Source organism: Microvirga sp. GN3, from assembly GCF_055792825.1.
Genome location: NZ_JBVVAK010000008.1, coordinates 112250 through 131731, shown reverse-complemented (window position 1 = coordinate 131731; position 19482 = coordinate 112250). Strand labels below are relative to the sequence as shown.

The 19482-nt window shown below is 63.5% G+C and carries 18 protein-coding genes; 6 read left to right on the top strand and 12 right to left on the bottom strand.

The annotated features are described in order from the left end of the window. Positions 1–127: 127 nt before the first annotated feature. Positions 128–742 carry a hypothetical protein gene (locus ACS5Q1_RS06690; protein ID WP_473097433.1) on the bottom strand — a complete coding sequence of 205 codons (615 nt, stop codon included), beginning with the start codon at positions 740–742 and terminating at the stop codon, positions 128–130. A 261-nt stretch (positions 743–1003) separates the two neighbouring features. After that, on the bottom strand, positions 1004–1291 hold the full coding sequence (locus tag ACS5Q1_RS06685; protein ID WP_203440750.1) for a GIY-YIG nuclease family protein: 288 nt from the start codon (positions 1289–1291) through the stop codon (positions 1004–1006). A gap of 286 nt (positions 1292–1577) precedes the next feature. Between ACS5Q1_RS06685 and ACS5Q1_RS06680 the strand changes: the two genes are divergently transcribed. Continuing rightward, positions 1578–2510: a DMT family transporter gene (locus ACS5Q1_RS06680; RefSeq protein ID WP_473097432.1), complete on the top strand. Its 933-nt coding sequence runs from the start codon at positions 1578–1580 to the stop codon at positions 2508–2510. Here ACS5Q1_RS06680 and ACS5Q1_RS06675 read toward each other — a convergent pair whose 3' ends face one another. Next, complete coding sequence (locus tag ACS5Q1_RS06675; protein ID WP_473097431.1) at positions 2511–3401, bottom strand: LysR substrate-binding domain-containing protein; 891 nt, start codon at positions 3399–3401, stop codon at positions 2511–2513. A gap of 236 nt (positions 3402–3637) precedes the next feature. Between ACS5Q1_RS06675 and ACS5Q1_RS06670 the strand changes: the two genes are divergently transcribed. Continuing rightward, positions 3638–3964, top strand: coding sequence for a DUF1127 domain-containing protein (locus ACS5Q1_RS06670; RefSeq protein ID WP_473097430.1), 327 nt, complete (start codon positions 3638–3640; stop codon positions 3962–3964). Here ACS5Q1_RS06670 and ACS5Q1_RS06665 read toward each other — a convergent pair. From ACS5Q1_RS06665 to ACS5Q1_RS06655, 3 genes are read right to left on the bottom strand one after another with little or no spacing between them, the layout of a single operon-like run. Continuing rightward, positions 3961–4695 carry a DUF937 domain-containing protein gene (locus tag ACS5Q1_RS06665; protein WP_473097429.1) on the bottom strand — a complete coding sequence of 245 codons (735 nt, stop codon included), beginning with the start codon at positions 4693–4695 and terminating at the stop codon, positions 3961–3963. The genes ACS5Q1_RS06670 and ACS5Q1_RS06665 overlap by 4 nt on opposite strands. A 38-nt stretch (positions 4696–4733) precedes the next feature. Beyond that, complete coding sequence (locus tag ACS5Q1_RS06660) at positions 4734–6113, bottom strand: MATE family efflux transporter (protein WP_473097428.1); 1380 nt, start codon at positions 6111–6113, stop codon at positions 4734–4736. After that, positions 6113–7963 (bottom strand): monovalent cation:proton antiporter-2 (CPA2) family protein, encoded by a 1851-nt coding sequence (locus ACS5Q1_RS06655; protein WP_473097427.1) that lies wholly within the window; start codon positions 7961–7963, stop codon positions 6113–6115. Before ACS5Q1_RS06655 ends, ACS5Q1_RS06660 begins: the two co-directional genes overlap by 1 nt. A 452-nt stretch (positions 7964–8415) precedes the next feature. Between ACS5Q1_RS06655 and ispH the strand changes: the two genes are divergently transcribed. From ispH to rnhA, 3 genes are read left to right on the top strand one after another with little or no spacing between them, the layout of a single operon-like run. Further along, positions 8416–9375 (top strand): 4-hydroxy-3-methylbut-2-enyl diphosphate reductase, encoded by a 960-nt coding sequence (gene ispH / locus ACS5Q1_RS06650; RefSeq protein WP_473097426.1) that lies wholly within the window; start codon positions 8416–8418, stop codon positions 9373–9375. A gap of 3 nt (positions 9376–9378) precedes the next feature. After that, entirely contained in the window at positions 9379–10344 is a 966-nt protein-coding gene (locus ACS5Q1_RS06645) for a homoserine kinase (RefSeq protein ID WP_473097425.1), read from the top strand. Then, entirely contained in the window at positions 10341–10808 is a 468-nt protein-coding gene (rnhA, locus tag ACS5Q1_RS06640; protein WP_473097424.1) for a ribonuclease HI, read from the top strand. Before ACS5Q1_RS06645 ends, rnhA begins: the two co-directional genes overlap by 4 nt. Before the next feature lie 25 nt (positions 10809–10833). On the opposite strand, the gene ACS5Q1_RS06635 is transcribed toward rnhA, so the two are convergent. Beyond that, complete coding sequence (locus ACS5Q1_RS06635; protein WP_203440741.1) at positions 10834–11316, bottom strand: peroxiredoxin; 483 nt, start codon at positions 11314–11316, stop codon at positions 10834–10836. A 39-nt stretch (positions 11317–11355) separates the two neighbouring features. Beyond that, positions 11356–12183: a protein-disulfide reductase DsbD domain-containing protein gene (locus tag ACS5Q1_RS06630; RefSeq protein ID WP_473097423.1), complete on the bottom strand. Its 828-nt coding sequence runs from the start codon at positions 12181–12183 to the stop codon at positions 11356–11358. Positions 12184–12288: 105 nt separating this feature from the next. Here ACS5Q1_RS06630 and ACS5Q1_RS06625 point away from each other — a divergent pair, with 105 nt between their 5' ends. After that, positions 12289–12900, top strand: a complete 612-nt coding sequence (locus ACS5Q1_RS06625) for a YqgE/AlgH family protein (protein ID WP_473097422.1) — start codon at positions 12289–12291, stop codon at positions 12898–12900. A gap of 11 nt (positions 12901–12911) precedes the next feature. Here the strand turns inward: ACS5Q1_RS06625 and ACS5Q1_RS06620 are convergent, their stop codons facing one another. From ACS5Q1_RS06620 to ACS5Q1_RS06605, 4 genes are all read right to left on the bottom strand, one after another. Next, complete coding sequence (locus ACS5Q1_RS06620; RefSeq protein WP_473097421.1) at positions 12912–15791, bottom strand: EAL domain-containing protein; 2880 nt, start codon at positions 15789–15791, stop codon at positions 12912–12914. 313 nt (positions 15792–16104) lie between these two features. Further along, entirely contained in the window at positions 16105–17388 is a 1284-nt protein-coding gene (locus ACS5Q1_RS06615; RefSeq protein ID WP_473097420.1) for a M16 family metallopeptidase, read from the bottom strand. Continuing rightward, positions 17385–18800, bottom strand: a complete 1416-nt coding sequence (gene thrC, locus ACS5Q1_RS06610) for a threonine synthase (RefSeq protein WP_473097419.1) — start codon at positions 18798–18800, stop codon at positions 17385–17387. Before thrC ends, ACS5Q1_RS06615 begins: the two co-directional genes overlap by 4 nt. A gap of 75 nt (positions 18801–18875) precedes the next feature. Next, positions 18876–19403: a GNAT family N-acetyltransferase gene (locus tag ACS5Q1_RS06605; protein ID WP_473097418.1), complete on the bottom strand. Its 528-nt coding sequence runs from the start codon at positions 19401–19403 to the stop codon at positions 18876–18878. Between the last annotated feature and the right edge of the window lie 79 nt (positions 19404–19482).

The following is a 19482-nucleotide window of genomic DNA, read 5'->3' as shown; positions in this document are numbered from 1 at the left end:
GCTCAGGCTTTTTGTCGCCTGGCTCCTGGCAGCCCTGATCAGTTCATCTGCGCAATCGGATACTTCTCAGGTCGCCTGAAATCCAGCGCCAGCCTCGTGCAGCCGCATTATTCAGGGGCGACTACTTCTAAATCCCTCCGCCATCGCTGAACCACCATTCCCGCACCTCCCAGCCATAGCCTTCCTCGCGGTTGATGCGTTCGAGATGGGCAAAGAGTTCGTCACGCAGCTCGTGGAGGGAGCGGCGGGGTTTGGGGGCGTCGATCTCATATTCGTAAGCGGGGAGAGGCGTGCGGACGTGCTTGTCCATCTCGCCGAGTGTGCGGGTGAGGCGGGCCAGCGGCTGGATGGAGCGCTGGGCGCGCTCGATGGGCTGGGTCTCCAGGATCGCGGCGTGGCGCTCCGCGAGGGTCCAGAGCCTCTCGACGATCTGCTCGCGCCGCACTCCCGGCGGCGGGGGAGGAGGCGGGGGGTTTCGCTGGTGCGCCGGTTCCGGGTTTGGCCGCAGAATCTGCGGCGTCGGGGCCGCGTTCTCGGGGCGCTTCCAGCCGCCTTCCTTGGCATAGCGGGAGATGGTGGAGGCCGAGACCCCGAGCTCCTTCCCGATGGTCTTGAACGGCCAGGGGGTGCCTTCGACCCAGTCGCGCATGAGGGCGATCTGCTCCGGCGACAGCTTCTCCCGAAACCGCGCGGCGGCGCTTCCGGGACCGGACTGGGTGGGAGAGGAGGGCGGGAACGTCATGGCAATCGGCTCTTTGAAATGACTAGAACAAAATAGGAACAATATGGTGGGCCGGTGGGAATGGTCAAGGTTGGGCTCCAGCGCATGGGAGTGCGCGTCCGTCATTCCGGGGCGGCTCGTATGAGCCGAACCCGGAACCCATAAACACGACGCTTCGAAAATGATGCGACTGGCCGTGCGTTTCGTTCTGAACCCTTGGTGGTTATGGGTTCCGGGTTCCGCTGCGCGGCCCCGGAATGACGGAGGGGGCAGATGATCCTTTTACCGGTTCAGGCTGAGACCCAGATCCGACCAGTCCGGGTTCATCTCCTCGATCAGCGCGATTTTCCAATCGCGGCGCCATTTCTTGAGGCTTTTCTCCCGGGCAATGGCTTCGTCGATCCGCTCGTGTACCTCGTACCAGACGAGCCGGGAGACATCGTAGCGGGCGGAGAAGCCGGGAATGAGCTTGCGCTGGTGCTCATCAAGTCGGCGCGCGAGATTGTTCGTCACGCCCAGGTAGAGCGTGCCATAGCGACGGCTCGCAAGGAGATAGACATAATAGGGCATGAACTCATCGCGCCGCGATCGTCATATGGTACAGAGTTGCGATGATGCGACAAGACCGGAGGGCGCCTCAGGCGGGGTGCTGCTTCCGCTCACTGTAGCGACTCGCTCCCTGGAACGCCTGAAACGGCGCGTTCCAAGGCGCTCCAAGGCGTTCCAGGGGCGTTCCAGGGACGGGCCGCCTTGGAACGTTTCATCACCGTTCCAACGGAAATCGATCAGTTTTCATCATTTGTGCTGATGCCTCGGCGGGCGTATCCCGGTTGCTTCAACAGGACTACGAAACACCATGAGTCACGCCAGCGCCGCCATGCCCGCGCCGAACCTGAAGGGAATCGACGGGACGACCCTTGGCCTCTATGTGGCCACCGTGTTCCTGTGGGGCGTGAGCTGGATCGGGATCCGGGCGCAGCTCGGGGTGGTGGCACCGGAGATGTCGGTGCTGTGGCGCTTCCTGCTCGCGGCCGCGCTCATGTGGGCTTGGGTGCTTGCCACCGGGCACCGGGTGCGCTTTCCGCTGGCCGATCATCTGCGCTTCATGGCGGTGGGCTGCTGCCTGTTCTCGTTCAACTTCCTGTCGTTCTATTACGGCGGTTTGAGCGTGCCGTCGGGACTGCTCTCGGTGGTGTTCTCGCTCGCCTCCGTGTTCAATCTCGCTTTAAGCTTCCTGATCTTCCGCCAGACGGTCGAGCCGCGGGTGGCGCTCGGCGGCGCGATCGGCGTGGTGGGCATCGGCCTGCTGTTCTGGCCGGAGATCGCGGGCGCGGGCTTCAACGCGGCGGCGCTGAAAGGCCTGGGCCTCTGCGTGCTCGGCACTTTGTTCTTCTGCTCGGGCAACATGATCTCGACGGTGGTGCAGCGCCGGGGCGTGCCGCTTCTCTCCGCCACCGCCTGGGGCATGACCTATGGCTGCGCGGTGCTGCTGGCGCTGAACCTGTTGCGCGGCAACGTATTCATCATCGAGCCGACGCTGAAATATATTGGCTCGCTTCTGTATCTCGCCGTCGGCGCGTCGGTGCTGGCCTTCATGTCGTATCTCACCCTGCTGCGGCGTCTTGGGGCCGCGCGGGCGGGCTATGCCACGGTGCTGTTTCCCATTGTGGCGCTCACCGTTTCGACCCTGATCGAGGGCTATGTGTGGACGCCGCTTGCCGTGATCGGCGTCGTGCTGGCGCTTCTCGGCAACGTGCTCGTGCTGCGCAGGCCTGCTGCGAAAGCGTAATTACTCCGCGGCCAGCGGCGCCATCGTGCGGGTCGAGCCCAGGTTGTCGAGCGACTGCTTGATGTGAAAGCCTAAAGCGTCGGCGAGCGGATTCTCCTCGCCGCGGGCGCGGATCAGGCCGATCTTGCACGAGGGCAGGGCCGGGAAGCCGTCCGACGGGCCGAGAATCCGCATGCCGGGGCGCACCGCGCTCTCGGGCAGCACGGAGACGGCGAGGCCCGCCATGACCGCCGCGCCCACCGCGGTGGAATGCCAGCTCACATAGGCGATGCGGAAGGGCCGGTCGGCGCTCTCCAGCACCTCCGTGGCCGAGTGGCGCCAGTCGCAGCTCGGGCGGCCGAGCGCCAGCGGAATCGGGCTCTCCTCATGCACCCCGTGGCGCGCGGAGGTGACCCACAGCAGCTGCTCGATGCGCACGATCTCGGAGGGGCCGCGCCGGTCCACATGGGTGATGATCGCGAGATCGAGATCCCCGTGCTGGATGCGCTCGATCAGGTTCGTCGTCGGCTCGCACATCACCGTCACCTCGGCCTTCGGGTTGGAGCGCGAGAAGCGCGCCAGGATCTCGGGCAGGTAGCGGTCGGCGTAATCGTCGGGGAGGCCGAGGCGCACGCGGCCGGTGAGCTCGTGCTCGTTGAAGGACGCCATGCATTCGGCGTTCAAGCGCACGATCCGGCGGGCATAGTCGAGCAGGCGCTCGCCCTCGTCGGTGAGCTTCGACAGGCGTCCGTCGCGCTCGAAGATCGCCTTGCCGACGCGATCCTCCAGCCGCTTCATCTGCATGGAGACCGCGCTCTGCGTCTTGTGCACGATCTCCGCCGCGCGGGTGAACGACCCGGTATCCGCAATCGCCACGAAGGTCCGAAGCTGGTCAATGTCGAGCAGGTGCATGGCGTTTAGCCTCGTCATCAATAATCATGATGATACATATCTCAAACAATCGTTTCAAGTGATGGAATAAGCTGTGGTACAAGATTTTCGGGATATAAAATGTGTAACAAATTCAATTAGTTGCAGATTCTATATCCGATAGAACGTTCCATGGAACGCTTGGAACGCCCGCTGGAACGGCTGAAACGGTCGTTCCAACGGCGATAGATCGAATGTGAGAGCCAAGGAGACCCCCGATGAACCGGTCTGCATTATCGACGATGACCTTCTCAGGAATGGCTACTCTGGGTGTGTTCACCCGTGCGCTCTCGAATCTCGTCAAAGCCCTGCAGCACCGCCGAGAGGTCAAGAATCTCGCCGAGTTCGACGATCGGATGCTCGCGGATATCGGATTGACGCGCAGTGATGTGACGAGTGCGCTCGACGAGCCGCTTACGCGCAATCCGTCATGGGTGTTGGTTCGAAATACGGAGCGACATTCCCGTGCCGAAAGGCCGGATCAATCCGCCCGGCAGGTCCGACCCGTGGTTTCAATGGTGAGCCCGGTCAAGCGCTGCGCCTAAACCTTCTTGCCCTGGCCCTGCCAGGCATCGCTGAAGATCGATTGAAGGGACGCGAGATATTGCAACTGCATCTCGCGTCCCTTTTCTATCATCTCATCGAATGACGGCGAAGGGAGGGATTCTTCTTCCGGCGCCTGCGGAGGCGTCACTTTCAGAACGCTCGCCATCATGTCCTCGAACGGATTGGCATGCTTTTTCTCGGGCGCCGTTGCGGTCATCCATCCGGCCCAGAGATCCGCCCAAGGATTGGGGCTCTCAGGCTTGTCCTTGATATTGTCCTTCGAGGCTGCGAAGGACTGGATGGCGTGCGCGTGCGCAGTCATCCAATGCGCCATGCCTCCGGCCATGATGCCGGCGAGGATCGGCAGCAATTGCTGCATGGTCTCGGTACTGATGCCGGCATAGTCGGCAGCCTGATGGGCGACGCGACGGCTGATCTCATCGGAGCCGAAGAGCTGGTCCAGCAACCGTCGGCCTTCCTGCTGTGCTTGCTGCGAGAAAGAGTTGCCGGCCGATTGCCAGAAATTCTGATAGGCGCCGGTCATCATGGATTGGAAAAGGCGGGCTGGGTCGTTGGAGGCGGTGGCGTGCTGGAGCCCCATGGCGAAGGCCGGCATGAAGGCCGCCATAGTCTTCTGCGTCTGATCGCCTGAAAGGTTAAATTGCTGCGCGACAGAGGCCAGGGCTGCACTGGTCTGGGCTTGGCGCATCAGATCGAACCAGTTGAACATGGCAGCCTCCTTGAATGCGATACGCTACGGCTGAATTCTTACACGGCTGAAACAGCTTGCCTCTCCAAACGCCGAATTGTCCAGAACGCAGTGATGACCGCGGCGATCCCGAACACCACCGATCCGGCGCCGATCCCCACAAGCGCTCCCTTGGGGCCACCGATCTGTGCACCGAAATAGGCGAAGGGAATCATGCCGAGCGTCGCCCGGCCCCAGTTGAAGAAGGTGGAGAGCAGGGGATAGCCAAGGTTGTTGAACGAGGCATTCGCCACGAAGACGAGACTGATGAAAAACCAGATGAAGCCGCTGAGCTGGCAAAAGACCTGGACGATCTCGGCCGTTTCCGGTGGCGCGTTGAAAGCCTGCGTGAGCGGAACCTGCACGAGGAACAGGATGAGCCACACGGTGCTGACATAGACGATTGTGAAGGTCAGCGCGTCCTTGAGCGTCTGCTTCATGCGGTCATAACGCTGTGCTCCCCAGTTCTGCCCGAGCACGGGGCCGATGGCGCCGGCGAGCGCAAAGACGCCGGCGAAGGCGACAGGCGTAACCCGGTCGATGATGGCAGAAGCCGCAATCGCCTGGTCGCCGAACTGCGCCATCACGCCCGTGAAGAAGGCGTTGGCAACGGGAGCGGCGATATTGGTGAGGATGGCCGGAACCGCGATGGCGAAGAACGACCGCGCATCGGCGGCCATCGCTTTCCAATCCGGTCGAGCCAGAAGGTTGTGAGCACGGGTGAGATACAGGAAGCTCACATAGACATAGGCGACGCGCGCGATGTTGATGGTGAGCGCCGCACCGTTGGCCTTTAGGCCCAATCCGAAAATAAGAATCGGATCGAGGACAACAGTGACGGCCGCCACCGACAGGGTGGCATACATGCTGCGCTTGGCATCGCCTGCGGCACGCAAGACCGTGGAGAATGCCATGCCGATGGCCATGAAGATGTTCGTCGGCAATGCGATCCAGAGAAAGGCTTTCGCGACTTCATAGGCATCGTCACGTGCGCCGATCGTGCTCAGGATCAGCGGGAGCAGAGGCAGAATGATCAGGCTGACCACGGCCGCAACCGCCGCCATGAGAAGGCTGCAGGAGGTTGCCAATCGGCGCGCATCGTCGGGTCGTCGCGCGCCAAGAGCGCGCGAGACGAGCGCTCCGATGGGAATCATCAGGCCCACATTGATCGATACCGTGAAGAACATCACGACCGTGGCGAGGCCGACGCCGGCCGTCAGGCTCGGATCATTGAGCCAGGAAATGTAGAGGAGCGATACGAGATCGACGATGAAGATCGCAACGAGACCGGCTGCTCCCGTCCCTGTCATGACGAGGACGTGGCGCATGGTGGAGCCGACCACGAAACGTGGGGGCGCGCTCACCGCATCGGTCTTTTGCTCCGAAGGTTGAGCATCCATCACGACACGCCTTCGCCGAGGATGTCCCGCGTCTCCGGGCTGAGGGCTCTCGCTCTGCTCGTGGGAACAGTGAGCGGCTCCGGAGTGATCTTGGCGCCGACCACGAGCTCGGCACCGCCCATGGTGCCGACTTCCTTTTGCAGAATGAGGCGTGCGATATCGCGTTTGCGCACGTCGTTGGCCGCCGCTGCGGCCGCCTCCGGCTCGGTCCCGAGTTCCTCGAGCGCCGCACGCCCGAACACGATGGCGGATTCGAAGACCTCGCGGATCTGGTAGTCGACATCGTGATTCATCAGTTCGATCGCATGGATGCGATCGAAGGCGCGCACGAAGCTGCGGGCATTCTTGAAGTTCTCATGGATGATTTCGATGATCTTCATCATCGCTTCCTGATCGTCGATGCAGATGCAGATCATCTCGGCCTTCTCTGCGCCGGCCGCGCGCAGCACGTCGAGGCGGGTTCCGTCGCCGTAATAGACCTGGAGCCCGAAGCGCCCCGCATCGCGGATACGCTCGACATCCTTGTCGATCACGGTCGCTTCGATGCCCCGTGCCAGCAGAACCTGGTTCACGATCTGCCCGAACCGGCCGAAGCCGATCACGAGAACGCGGCTTTCGAGTTCGCCTTCATGACCTGCAAGTCCCTGCACGTCCGCTTGCTCCTCGCTCTCGCCCCGATTGGCGACCATCGTCTCGACAAAGGTCGACAGGAGCGGGCCGAGCAGCATGGTGATGGCGGCGAGCGCCGTGACCGGCTGCGCCTCGGCAGGAGACATGAGGCCGAGCGCCGTTGCGACAGGGAGAAGGACGAAGGCGAATTCACCTGCCGTGCACAACAGCGTTCCCGAGCGCAGGCCGTCGCGCCAGCTCGCGCCGAACAGCTTCGACAGAACGGTGATGAGGAGGGTTTTGCCGAGAACGACGGCAGGCGCTGCAATGAGCAGCAGTAGCCATTGCTCGCGAACGAGGGCAAGATCGATCGACATGCCCACGCTCATGAAGAACAGGCCGAGCAGCATGCCGCGGAAGGGCTCGATATCGGCTTCGAGCTGGTGGCGGAAATTCGATTCGGCGAGCAGCAGCCCGGCCAGGAAGGCGCCCATGGCCATGGAAAGCCCGACCTCCTGCATCAGCAGGGCGGCGCCGAGAACCACGAGGAGCGCAGAGGCCGTCATCACCTCACGGGCGCCGCTGCGGGCGAGGATGCGGAAGAAGGGATTGAGCCCATAGCGGCCGATCAGCACAACGACCGCGATGCCGAGGATCGCTTCGCCAACCGACAGGAGGCGGTCCATGAGGGAGCCTTGCTCCGTTGCCGCGCCAGAGGCCAGAAGCGGCAGGATGGCAAGAAGCGGGACGACAGACAGATCCTGGAACAGCAGGATCGCGAAGGAGCGCTGGCCGTAAGGCGTCTGCAGATCGTTCCTCTCGCCCAGCATCTGCAAGGCAATGGCCGTGGCCGAAAGCGCGACGGCGACACCTGTGACGAAGGAGGCATTAGGGGAGAAGCCGATGGCATAGGCCGCTGCGCCGAGACAGAGGGTCGTCACGGCCATCTGGGCGAACCCCAGGCCAAAGATGTCCCCTTTCATCTCCAGAAGATGAGACAGCTTGAGCTCAAGGCCGATGATGAACAGGAGCAGCACCACACCCAGTTCCGCGACCGTCGCGATAGTCTGCGGGTCCTCCACCAAGCTCAGGCCCGACGGGCCGATGGCGACACCGGCGGCAAGATAGCCCAGGACGGCACTCAGACCCAGAAGGCGGAAAATAGGCACGGCAACAACGGCCGCTCCGCAGAAGGTCAGGATGGGTGGAAGGAAGCTGACGTGGGAAGCGGTGGAGGTCATGAGCGATCAGGGGAAATGAAGGGCTGTTTCACCTTATCTAGGGATTCTTAAGGGCAAGAGCGAGCATTTCTTGACCAGAATAGCTCCGCTTCGTGCCTCATCGCACAAGGTTGGGAATGGCAAGCGCATTCCCTCCCCCTTGCGGGGAGGGGTAGGGGTGGTCCGACCGGGTGAAACCCTTCCCGTCATGGCCGGGCCCGTCCCGGCCATGACGATGCTGAAAAGCGCTTTGCTTCACACAATCGGGATCACCGGCACAAGGCCGGTGATGACGTGGTATGGGAAAGCATCGCCAGCGATTATCCAGCTCAATGCTCTGACTTTACGACCCCCACCCTCAATCCCTCCCCGCAAGGGGGAGGGAAAAGGGCGTTTCTCGAGGCCATTCCCGCCGCGAAACTGCGTCGCTCCCGCTTGACAGGAGGGGTCTCGTCTCGCCACATCGCCAGATCATGACGAAGCCTTCTCTCGACATCCTGCTCTGTGCCCCGCGTGGCTTCTGCGCCGGGGTCGTGCGTGCCATCGATGCGGTCGAGAAGGCGCTCGCGATTCATGGGGCGCCGGTCTACGTGCGCCACGAGATCGTGCACAACAAATATGTCGTGGAAAACCTGAAGCGGAAGGGCGCTGTCTTCGTCCGAGAACTCGACGAGGTGCCCGACACGAAGGCTCCGGTGATCTTCTCGGCCCACGGGGTCCCCAAGTCCGTGCCGGAGGCCGCGCAGGCCCGCAACCTCTTCGGGATCGACGCCACCTGTCCTTTGGTGACCAAGGTGCATCGGGAGGCGCAGGTCCACCACAAGCGCGGCCGTCACATCATCCTGATCGGTCATGCGGGCCACCCGGAGGTGATCGGCACCATGGGGCAATTGCCCGAAGGGGCGGCTACCCTGGTCGAGACCGTGGACGACATCGCCCGGCTGGAGCCCGCCCATCCCGACAATCTCGCCTTCGTCACCCAGACGACCCTTTCCGTCGACGACACCCAGGACATGGTGGACGCGCTGAAGGAACGGTTCCCCTCCATCGTCGGGCCGCACAAGGAAGACATCTGCTACGCCACCACGAACCGCCAGGGGGCGGTCAAGCGCGTGGCGCCCCAGGTGGACGCCATGATCGTGGTGGGCTCGCCCAACTCCTCCAATTCGCAACGTCTGCGCGAGGTCGCCGAGCGGGAGGGCTGTCCCCTGGTGCGGCTGATCCTGCGCGCCGAGGACATCGACTGGTCTCTCTTCGGCAATGTCCGCAGCCTCGGCATCACCGCCGGCGCTTCCGCGCCCGAGATCCTCGTCGAGGAGATCATCGACGCCTTCGCCGAGCGCTACGAGGTCTCGGTCGAGAGCGTGTCGACGGCGGATGAGAGCGTGTTCTTTCCTTTGCCTCGCGAGCTTCGTGAGCAGGCGGCGGAGTAAGCGGTGGCAGTCTATACGGAAGTCAGCGACGAGGAGCTCTCGGCCTTCCTCGAAACCTACGATATCGGCACGGTGCTGTCCTACAAGGGCATCGCCGAGGGCGTGGAGAACACCAATTATTTCCTCCACACCACGAAGGGCTCCTACATCCTCACCCTCTACGAGAAGCGGGTGCGGGAGGACGATCTGCCCTTCTTCCTCGGCCTGATGCAGCATCTGGCCCTGAAGGGACTCAACTGTCCGCTACCGGTCAACAACCGCCGGGGCGAGCCTCTCGGTCGCGTGGCTGGGCGGCCTGCCGTGATCATCACGTTTCTCGAAGGCATCGCGGTCCGCCGTCCCACGGCGCAGCATTGCGGGGCGCTTGGCGCAGCGCTCGCGAAACTGCACCTCGCTGGACAGGATTTCGCCATGCAGCGGCCCAATGCGCTTTCACTCGAGGCCTGGGCGCCGCTCTTCGCACAGGCCGAGGCCCAGGCCGACACGGTGTCGCCCGGCCTCGCCGAGCGCACGCGGCGGGAGCTTGCAAGTCTGCACGAGTCCTGGCCGCGCGACCTGCCCTCCGGCATCATCCACGCGGATCTGTTCACCGACAACGTGTTCTTCATCGGCGCCGAAGTGTCGGGGCTGATCGATTTCTATTTCGCCTGCACAGATGCCTTCGCCTACGACGTCGCCATCTGCCTCAACGCATGGTGCTTCGAGATCGATGCCTCGTTCAACCTCACCAAGGGTAGGGCAATGCTGGCGGGCTACCAATCCGTGCGCCGGCTCGAGCCGCAAGAAGTCGAGGCCCTACCGACCCTCTGCCGCGGTTCGGCCATGCGCTTCATGCTGACGCGCCTCGTGGACTGGCTCAACGTGCCGCCGGGTGCGCTGGTGAAGCCGAAGGATCCGTTGGAATACGACCGCAAGCTCAACTTCCACCGCCATGTGAAACACGCCCGCGAATACGGACTCGAAGCATGAGCGGCCCGGAGCGCGTGATGATCTACACGGACGGCGCTTGCTCGGGAAATCCCGGGCCGGGCGGCTGGGGCGCGATCCTGTTCTTCAAGGGCAGCGAGAAGGAGATCTCCGGCGGGGAGGCTCACACCACCAACAACCGCATGGAAATTCGCGCCGCCATCGAGGGTTTGAACGCCCTCAAGCGGTCCTGCGCCGTCGATCTGTTCACGGATTCGCAATATGTGCGCCAGGGCATCACGCAATGGATGCACAATTGGAAGCGGCGCGGCTGGCGCACCGCCGACAACAAGCCGGTGAAGAACGAGGATCTGTGGCGGGAACTCGACGAAGCCGCGTCACGGCATGATGTCGCTTGGCACTGGGTGAAGGGTCACGCGGACGATCCGACCAATATCCGCGTCGATGAACTCGCCGTTGCGGCGATGAAGCCCTTCAAGAAGCAGGGCCAGAGGGCGAGAGCTTAGCCCTCTGGTTTCTTAACGCGAAGGATCAAAGATCCTTCATGATGTTCTCGGCGCCGGAATGCTGCGCCTTGGAGGGTGCATCCTCCACATTGACCGCTTTCACCACACCGTCGTCGACGACCATGGAATAGCGCTGCGAGCGCGTGCCGAGGCCGAATCCCGAGCCGTCCATGGACAGGCCGATGGCCTTGGCGAAATCGGCATTGCCGTCGGACAGAAACTCGATGCCCTCGGCGCTGGAGGCCTTGCCCCAGGCTTCCAGAACGAAGACGTCGTTGACCGAGGTCACCAGGATGGAATCCACGCCCTTGGCCTTGATCTCGTCCTTCTTCTGCACGTAGCCCGGCAGGTGATTGCGATGGCAGGTCGGGGTGAAGGCGCCGGGCACGGCGACGAGAACCACCTTGCGGCCCTTGAACAGATCGTCGGTAGTTTTGGCCACGGGTCCGTCCGGCGTCATGATGCGGAAGGTGACCTGGGGAAGGCGTTCTCCAACCTGGATGGGCATGGGCTTAGTACTCCGAAGGGATGCCGTAATGCCTCTTCCCTAGCGCGGCTGGCCGTTGCCGTCGAGGCTGATCTCCGTCTCGACGGACTTGTCACCGGCCACCAGAGTCAGGCGAAGGGGAACCGGGCCTGAAGCATCCTTGGGCTTTTCCTCCACGGTCACGGTAAAGCGGTTCGCATCATCGGGCAGGGAAGTCGAGAGATACCAGCTCTCCGGACCCTCGGCGAAGAGGGAAGGTTTCATGCCCCCCGGAGCGCGCACCGTGACGGAATAGGCGGGCTTGTCCTGGGTCACGGGCTCGACGGAGAGGACGGACAAATCGGCCTGCGCGCCCAGCGCCTGCGGGCGCGGCACCTTCGCCAGAGCGGCTTCGATGGCGCTGCGTTCCGGGCCGTCCTTGGTCAGGTCCAGGGTCAGATCGGCGCGGGCCGGGATGCAGATATCCTTGCAGACCCCGTATTCGGCGGAAAGGACAAGCTTGACCGGCTTGTCCTTCTCCTTGGCCTTCACGAGAACCGGCAGCACGACTTTCTTACCGTAGACATAGGCGACGCCCGCGGCATCCATGTGCCGGTAGGGGGCAGGATAGCGGACCTCGGTGCTGGCCACGTTCTCGGACCCCGACCAGTCGAATCGGGGCGGCAGGCCGGAATCGCCCGGGTTGCGCCAATAGGTCTTGAACCCCTTGTCGAGGGTGATCTCGATGCCGGCGAGCCATACCTCGCCTTGCTCACCGCCCGAGATCAGGCGGGCGCGGGAATTGAAGCCCTGGGACGCAGCGGACGGGTTGAGGGGTTGCGCGGCAATCGCGGTAAAGGACAAAATCAAAAAAATCGCAGCCGAAATGGCGCGGAGCATGAATGCCATGGAACTGACACCTCCCTGACGCGCTTCCCTTATGCATTTATCTTCGGGCCCGCCATCCACGATCCTGTGATTGGGCGGTGCGTCCGGCAAGGCAGAATTTAGGATATGGGCTCGCAGCTTCCTCCCTACGATACCGAATCCCCTTACCTGGACGGGCAGGTCCTCGTCGCCATGCCGGGCATGATGGACGAGCGCTTCGCGCGATCGGTCATCTATATCTGCGCTCATTCGGCGGAAGGGGCGATGGGGATCGTCCTCAACCGGCCTGCCGCCAATCTGAACATGCCGGATCTGCTGGTGCAGCTCGAGATCCTTCCCGAACCGGAACGGATCCGGCTGCCACAGAAGGTGGGCAACATGCAGGTGCTGATGGGCGGGCCCGTGGAGACGAGCCGGGGCTTCGTCCTCCATTCCCCGGATTTCCACCTTGCCCAGTCGACCCTGCCTATCGATGACAGCATCTGCTTGACCGCGACCATCGACATCCTGCGCGCCATCGCCCGCGGTGACGGGCCGGAGAAGGCAGTGCTGGCGCTGGGCTACGCCGGCTGGGGCGCCGGGCAGCTCGAGATGGAGCTTCAGGCCAATGGCTGGCTCAACTGCCCGGCCGATGCGGAGCTGATCTTCAACACCGCCGCCGATCTGCGTTACGAGATGGCCCTGCGCGGGATCGGGATCGAGCCGGCCATGCTGTCCATGGAAACCGGCCACGCCTGAATATTGATGACTTAGGCCGCGGCCGGGGCTGCGCCGACGAGCTGGCGGGCCTGCAGCGTCGACATCGGCTCTCCGAAGACGGGACCCTGCGCATATTCGCAGCCGAGCTGGTAGAGCTCGATGGCTTCCGATTCGCTCTCCGCTCCTTCAGCCACAATCGCCATGCCGAGTTCATGCGCCATCTTGACGATGGAGCGCAGGATGACCGGTTTCCCGGAGGCCATCAGGCGCACGAAGGATTCATCCACCTTGATCGTGTCGAAGGGGAAGCGCTGCAGGTAGGAGAGGGCGGAATAGCCCGTTCCGAAATCGTCGAGCGAGAGACCAGCTCCTAGATCGCGCAGGCGCGTGAGCATCTGGGCCGAATATTCCGGATTCTCCATCACGAGGCTCTCGGTCATCTCGATCTTGAGCGTGCCCGGGATGACACCGGTGCGGGCGATGACCGTCTTCACGTCCTGGAGTAGATCGTGGCGCAGCAGATGCTGGCTCGACATGTTGACGCTGGCGAAGATCGGCGGTTCGACCTCGAGCGCGTTCTGCCACGCGGCGAGTTCGCGGCCTGTCTGCTCCAGCAGGAAGACGCTGAGCTTGATGATGAGGCCGGTCTCTTCGGCGATCGACATGAAGTCTTCGGGCCCGATGCGACCGAGACGCGGGTGATCCCAGCGCAGCATGGATTCGAAGCCGGCGATGGTCCGATCTTCCAGGCGCACGATGGGCTTGAACAGCACCTTCATCTCGTTGCGGTCGAGAGCGTGGCGAAGGTCGGTCTCCATCGTGAAATGATCGCTGCGATCCGAGCGCATGGTGGGCCGGAAGACCTCGATCCGGTCGCCGCCGTGGCGCCTTGCATGGGCCATGGCGATCTCGGCATTTCGCAGCACCTCTTCGCGCCGCGCGGCGATCTGCGGATCGTAGAGGGCAATACCGATGGAGGCAGTGAGGAAGATCTCGCGCTCGGCATAGGTGAAGGGCGTCGTCACGACGCGCCGGACCATGTCGGCAAAGGAGATGATGCGATCCGGTTCGCGCTCGGAGAGCAGGATGATCGCGAATTCGTCGCCCGAAATGCGCGCCAGGGTATCCTGGGGCTTCAGCAGGCGGCTCAGGCGGCGGGACAGCGTGAGCAGCACCGAGTCGCCGGCCGCATAGCCGGCCGAAGCATTCGCGTCCTTCAGCTTGTCGATGTCGATGACGAGAACAGTAGGACGCAGGGAATCATCCTGGCTGGCGAAGGTCAGGGCCGCTTCCAGCCGGTCGTAGAAAAGCTGTCGGTTCGGCAGGCTCGTCAGGTTGTCGTGTACGGCATCGTGCAGCAGACGTTCTTCGGCGGTCTTGATGTCCATCACGTCCGAAAGCGTACCGACGATGCGCAGCACCTCGCCGTCCGACCCGATCACCGGACGCGCCCTGAGGCGGAACCAGTGATGCGCGCCGGAGGCCGAGCGCAGGCGGAAATCCTGAGTCAGGCGGCCGCGACGCTGCTCGATCACCGCGTCGAGGGCGAGCCGGTAGCGGTCCTTGTCGAAGGGATGGATCAGATCGAGCCAAGCGGAAGCCGGGCCTTCGAGCGAGCCGCGCTTGAGCCCGAGCTGGTGCTCGACCTCCGGGCTGACGAAGATGTTGTCGGAAACCACATCCCAGTCGAACACGATATCGCCGGCACCGGTCAGGGCAAGCGCCCGGCGTTCCGTGTCGTTCATGAAGCCGCGCGTGAACGCGCCGCCGGCAAAGGCGTGCTGCAGGACCGTGAAGCCGATCAGCATGACCACCAGAACGAGCCCGCCGACGAGGGCCGGGGGGACGAGATCCGACGAGAGCTGACCCACGACCGTGAAGCTCGCCGCCGTCACCCAGGTCACCAGGAGAAGCCAGGTCGGAACGAGCATGACCGCGCGGTCATAGCCATGCGTTGCCAGATAGATCACGAGCACGAAGCCGATACCGGCCACGGCTGCAATCGATATGCGCGCCACACCCGAGGCGACCGGCGGATCGACGATGGCGAGCGCCACCATGGCGCCGAGGAACACCAGCCAGAAGGCCGTCACGTGGCTGTAGCGCACGTGCCAGCGGTTGAGATTGAGATAGGCGAAGAGGAAGACGAGAAGCGTCGCCGCGAGCACCGCCTCGGCACCGGCGCGATAGATCTGTTCCGTCGCTTCGGTGATGGGGAAGATGCGCTGGAAGAAGCCGAAATCGATACAGGCATAGGCCAGCACCGCCCAGGCCAGAGCCGCGGCTGCTGGGAAGATCAGCGCACCCTTCACTACGAAGACAATGGTGAGGAAGAGGGCGAGCAGGCCCGCGATGCCGATGATGATGCCTTTGTAGAGGGTCAGCCCGTTGACGCGATCCTTGTAGGCGTCCGCGTCCCAGAGATGGAGCTGGGGCAGGTTGTTGGAGCGCAGCTCCGCCACGAAGGTGACGGTCGTTCCCGGATCGAGGGTGATGAGGAAGATATCCGCATCCTCGCTGTCGTCGCGGTCGGGTCTGATGCCCTGGCTGGCCGTGATCGCCGCGATGCGGGTCGCGCCGAGGTCCGGCCAGAGAACGCCGGAGCCGGTGAGCCGGAAATGCGGAGCGACCAGGAGGCGGTCCACCTGCTCGTCGGTGTCGTTGGTGAGCGCGAAGACGATCCAGTCCGGCCGGGTGCCGGCCTCGCGGGCCTTCACGGCGATGCGGCGGACGATGCCGTCGCGCCCCGGCGCGGTCGAAATCCGGATCTCGTCCCCGTCCGAGTTGTAGCGCTCGATGGCCGGGGTGAGGTCGATGGCCTTCATCTTCGGGTCGACGCGAACGGATTCCACCGCCCAGCTCGACGACGGTAAAGCCAGCCCCAGGAAGATCGTCAAAAGAAGGGTTATGGCGAAAGATACGATCCGCAATGCTTCGGTCTTTCGTCCGGTACTAAAACAATGGAACAGGATTGGTACCGGTCAGGAGGCTTGAGGGCAAGGCGGAGCCGGAGAGGCTCCCCACTTGTCCGCAGGACTCATTGATTATTGTTACTAGAGCATCGGACCCAAAAGTGGATTGCACTTTTGGGTTGTATCCGATGCCCCATCTCTAATGTGCGCATCGTTTGGCGCGGAAAACCGGGGGCACTTTTCCGCACGATGCGCAAGGTGGCCATGAGGCCGGTTTGCGGCGGGATTAGGGAGAATCAGCCGTGATCATAGGGAAGGGGTGGCGGAAAATTCAGCCACGTAGCCCCGAGGCGATGGCATCCAGAGGCGGCAGGTCCTTGATGGGGCCGATGGCCGCCAAGGTCGGAGCACCCTGCAGAAGCCGGCGTCCCGCTTCGCGGACATGGCCCACCTCGAGGGCATCGACCTTCCTGACGATCTCCTCGCTCGCCACCACGCGTCCCCAGGACAGAAGCTGGCGGGCCACGCGCTCGATCCGGCCGCCTGGGGTCTCAAGGGCCGTGAGGAGGGCCACCTTCATCTGCGCCTTGGCGCGCACGAGTTCGACCTCACTGATGTCGCGGGTTGCCTGCTCCATGCAGGCGAGCGTCACGTCCATCAGCTCGCGCACGTCCGAGCCCGCCGTTCCCGCGCCGATGCCGAAAAGGCCGCAATCGGAGAAGGGCCAGTGGAAGGAATCGATGGAATAGGCGAGGCCGCGAGTTTCGCGCACCTCGTGCCAGAGACGCGAGGTCAGCCCGCCGCCAAGCATGTGGGCGAAGAGGTGAACGGCGTAATAGCCGGGATCCTTGAACGAAAGGCCCGGCAGGCCCAGCACGATATTGGCCTGTTCGAGTTTCCGCGAAATTCGCCGCTCGCCGCCCGTGTACCGCCCCGATTCCGGCTGTTGCGGGGTGACGGCCGGCATTCCGCCGAAGAGGCGTTCCGCCATGTCGACGATCTGGGCATGCTCCACGTCGCCTGCTGCGGCCAGAACCATCTTGCCGGGCGTGTATTCACGGGCGAGGAAGGCGCGGATCGTCGCCTCGTCGAAGCTCTTGATCGTGTCAGGCGTGCCGAGGATTGGACGTCCGACCGCCTGGCCCGAGAACGCCGTTTCCATGAAGGCATCGTAGATCAGGTCATCCGGCGTGTCCTCGACGGCGGCATATTCCTGCAGGATCACGCCTTTCTCGCGCGCGAGCTCGCCGGCATCGAAGGTGGAATTGATCAGGATGTCACCCAAGACATCGAGCGCGACGTCCACGTTCTCGCCAAGAACGCGGGCCGTGTAGCTCGTATATTCGACGCTGGTCGCGGCGTTGATGTCGCCGCCCACATTCTCGATGTCCTCGGCGATCTGGCGCGCAGAGCGGCGCGCCGTGCCCTTGAAGGCCATATGCTCGATGAGGTGGGACAGGCCATGCTCATGGGCCTGCTCATGCCGCGAGCCGGTGCCGACCCAGACGCCGAGCGTCGCAGTGGCGATCTCGGGCATGCGTTCGGTCGCCACCATCAGGCCGTTGGACAGGGTGGAGATGTCGACCCGCTTCTCGCGGACGAAATGCTGATTCATGCGGCAGCGCCTTTGACCGCCCGCGCGCGCTCGCGGATGAAGCGCTCGACCGCAGTCTGGTCGTTGGGGAGAACCGTGAAGCTCTCCTTGCGCTCCATCAGATCAGCCATGTGCGGCGGAAGTGCGGGGCGAATGCCCGTCGCGCGCTCGACTGCATCTGGAAATTTCGCGGGATGAGCCGTGGACAGGGCGACGACAGGGACTTCAGGATTCTCTTTAAGCAGAGCGCGTCCGGCGCGCGTGCCGACGGCGCTGTGCGGATCGAGCACGTAGCCGGTGGCGCGATAGGTCTCGGCCATCTCCGCGACGACGTTGTCTTCGTTCACGGCGGCGGCCGAGAATTCCTTGCGGATGCGTGCGAGCGGCTCCGCATCGATGGCGAAGGCGCGCGATTGGTTGAGGCTCGCCATGAGGCGGCGGACCGCCTCCCCGTTGCGGCCGTAAGCCTCGAACAGCAGCCGCTCGAAATTGGACGAGATCTGGATGTCCATGGACGGTGAGGTCGTAGGCTGCACGCCCTTGATCTTATAGGAACCGGAGCCGAGCGTGCGGGCCAAAATATCGTTGGCATTGGTGCCGATCATCAGCCGTTCGATGGGAAGGCCCATGCGCTTGGCGACCCAGCCGGCGAGGATGTCGCCGAAATTGCCGGTGGGCACGGAGAAGGACACTGGCCGGTGAGGGGAGCCCAGCGCAACGGCGGCGGTGAAGTAATAGACGGCTTGAGCGGCGACGCGGGCCCAGTTGATCGAGTTCACGCCCGAGAGCTGCAGCTCGTCGCGGAAGCGGGCATGGTTGAACATGGCCTTCACCATGTTCTGGCAATCGTCGAAATTGCCCTCGACTGCCAGCGCATGCACGTTCGGTGAGGCGACCGTCGTCATCTGCCGCCGCTGCACGTCGGAGACGCGGCCGTGCGGGTAGAGGATGAAGATGTCGACCTGATCGAGACCCTTGAAGGCCTCGACGGCGGCGCTGCCGGTATCGCCGGATGTTGCGCCGACGATGGTGGCGCGGGCGCCGCGGGCTTTGAGCACATGGTCCATGAGGCGGCCCAGAAGCTGCATCGCCACGTCCTTGAAGGCGAGCGTGGGGCCGTGGAAGAGTTCGAGCACGAACAGGTTGTCGCTAAGCTGCGTCAGCGGGCAGACGGCGGCGTGCCGGAACGAGGCATAGGACTCATCGATCATCCGGCCGAGCGCGGCCTCGGGAATGTCGCCGTCGACCAGCGGACCGAGTACGGCTTTCGCAACCTCGGCATAGGGCTTGCCGGCAAAGCCGCGGATCGTGTCAGTGGAGAGGGTCGGCCAGCTTTCCGGCAGGTAGAGGCCTCCGTCGCGGGCGAGACCGGTCAGCAGGGCATCGGCGAAACCGAGCGCCGGGGCTTCCCCCCGGGTCGAGACATGGAGCACGGTGGATCTCCTGGAAATTCGGCCGGACATTAGGTGCCGCGACCGGTCACGGCAAGCCGCATCCGGTCGCAGATCTCATGGTTTTATCCGAGCCATTGCATAGGCATCGACGAAGGCACCGGCCCGGAAGGCGAATTCCCGGTGCGTGCCCTCGGTCTCGAACCCGTGACGCTTGTAGAGTGCGATGGCCGGCGCGTTGTCCACATAGACCGTGAGCTCGATCCGGCGCAGGTTCAGCCAGTCGTCGGCGATCATGATCAGTTCGCGCAGCAGCCTCGAGCCGATGCCCTGGCCGTGGAAGTCGTCGTGCAGGCCCATGCCGAGATAGGCGACGTGGGAGCGCCGGCCCTGGAGACGCTCGAAACCTCCGTTGCCGATGATCCGGCCGTCCCTCTCGACCACGAGGCTGACATTGCCCGGGGCCATATTCTCCAGCCATTTCCGGGTCGCCTCCGGTGTCTGATGAGGCAGGCGTAGGGTGCCCCAGCGATAACCGGGCATATTTCCCAGCGCCGCAATTCCCTCGCAATCGGTGGGGCGCGCCGCTCGGATGATGATGTCGTCGGCGGGACTGGGTGGATGCGTGGCTTCTTGGGTGTTCATGTCGCTCTCCTTTGGATGGGCGGAGGCGAACCGAACCTTTGGAAAAGCCCTGCTCGTCTCCGCAGGGCTTTCGGGAAAA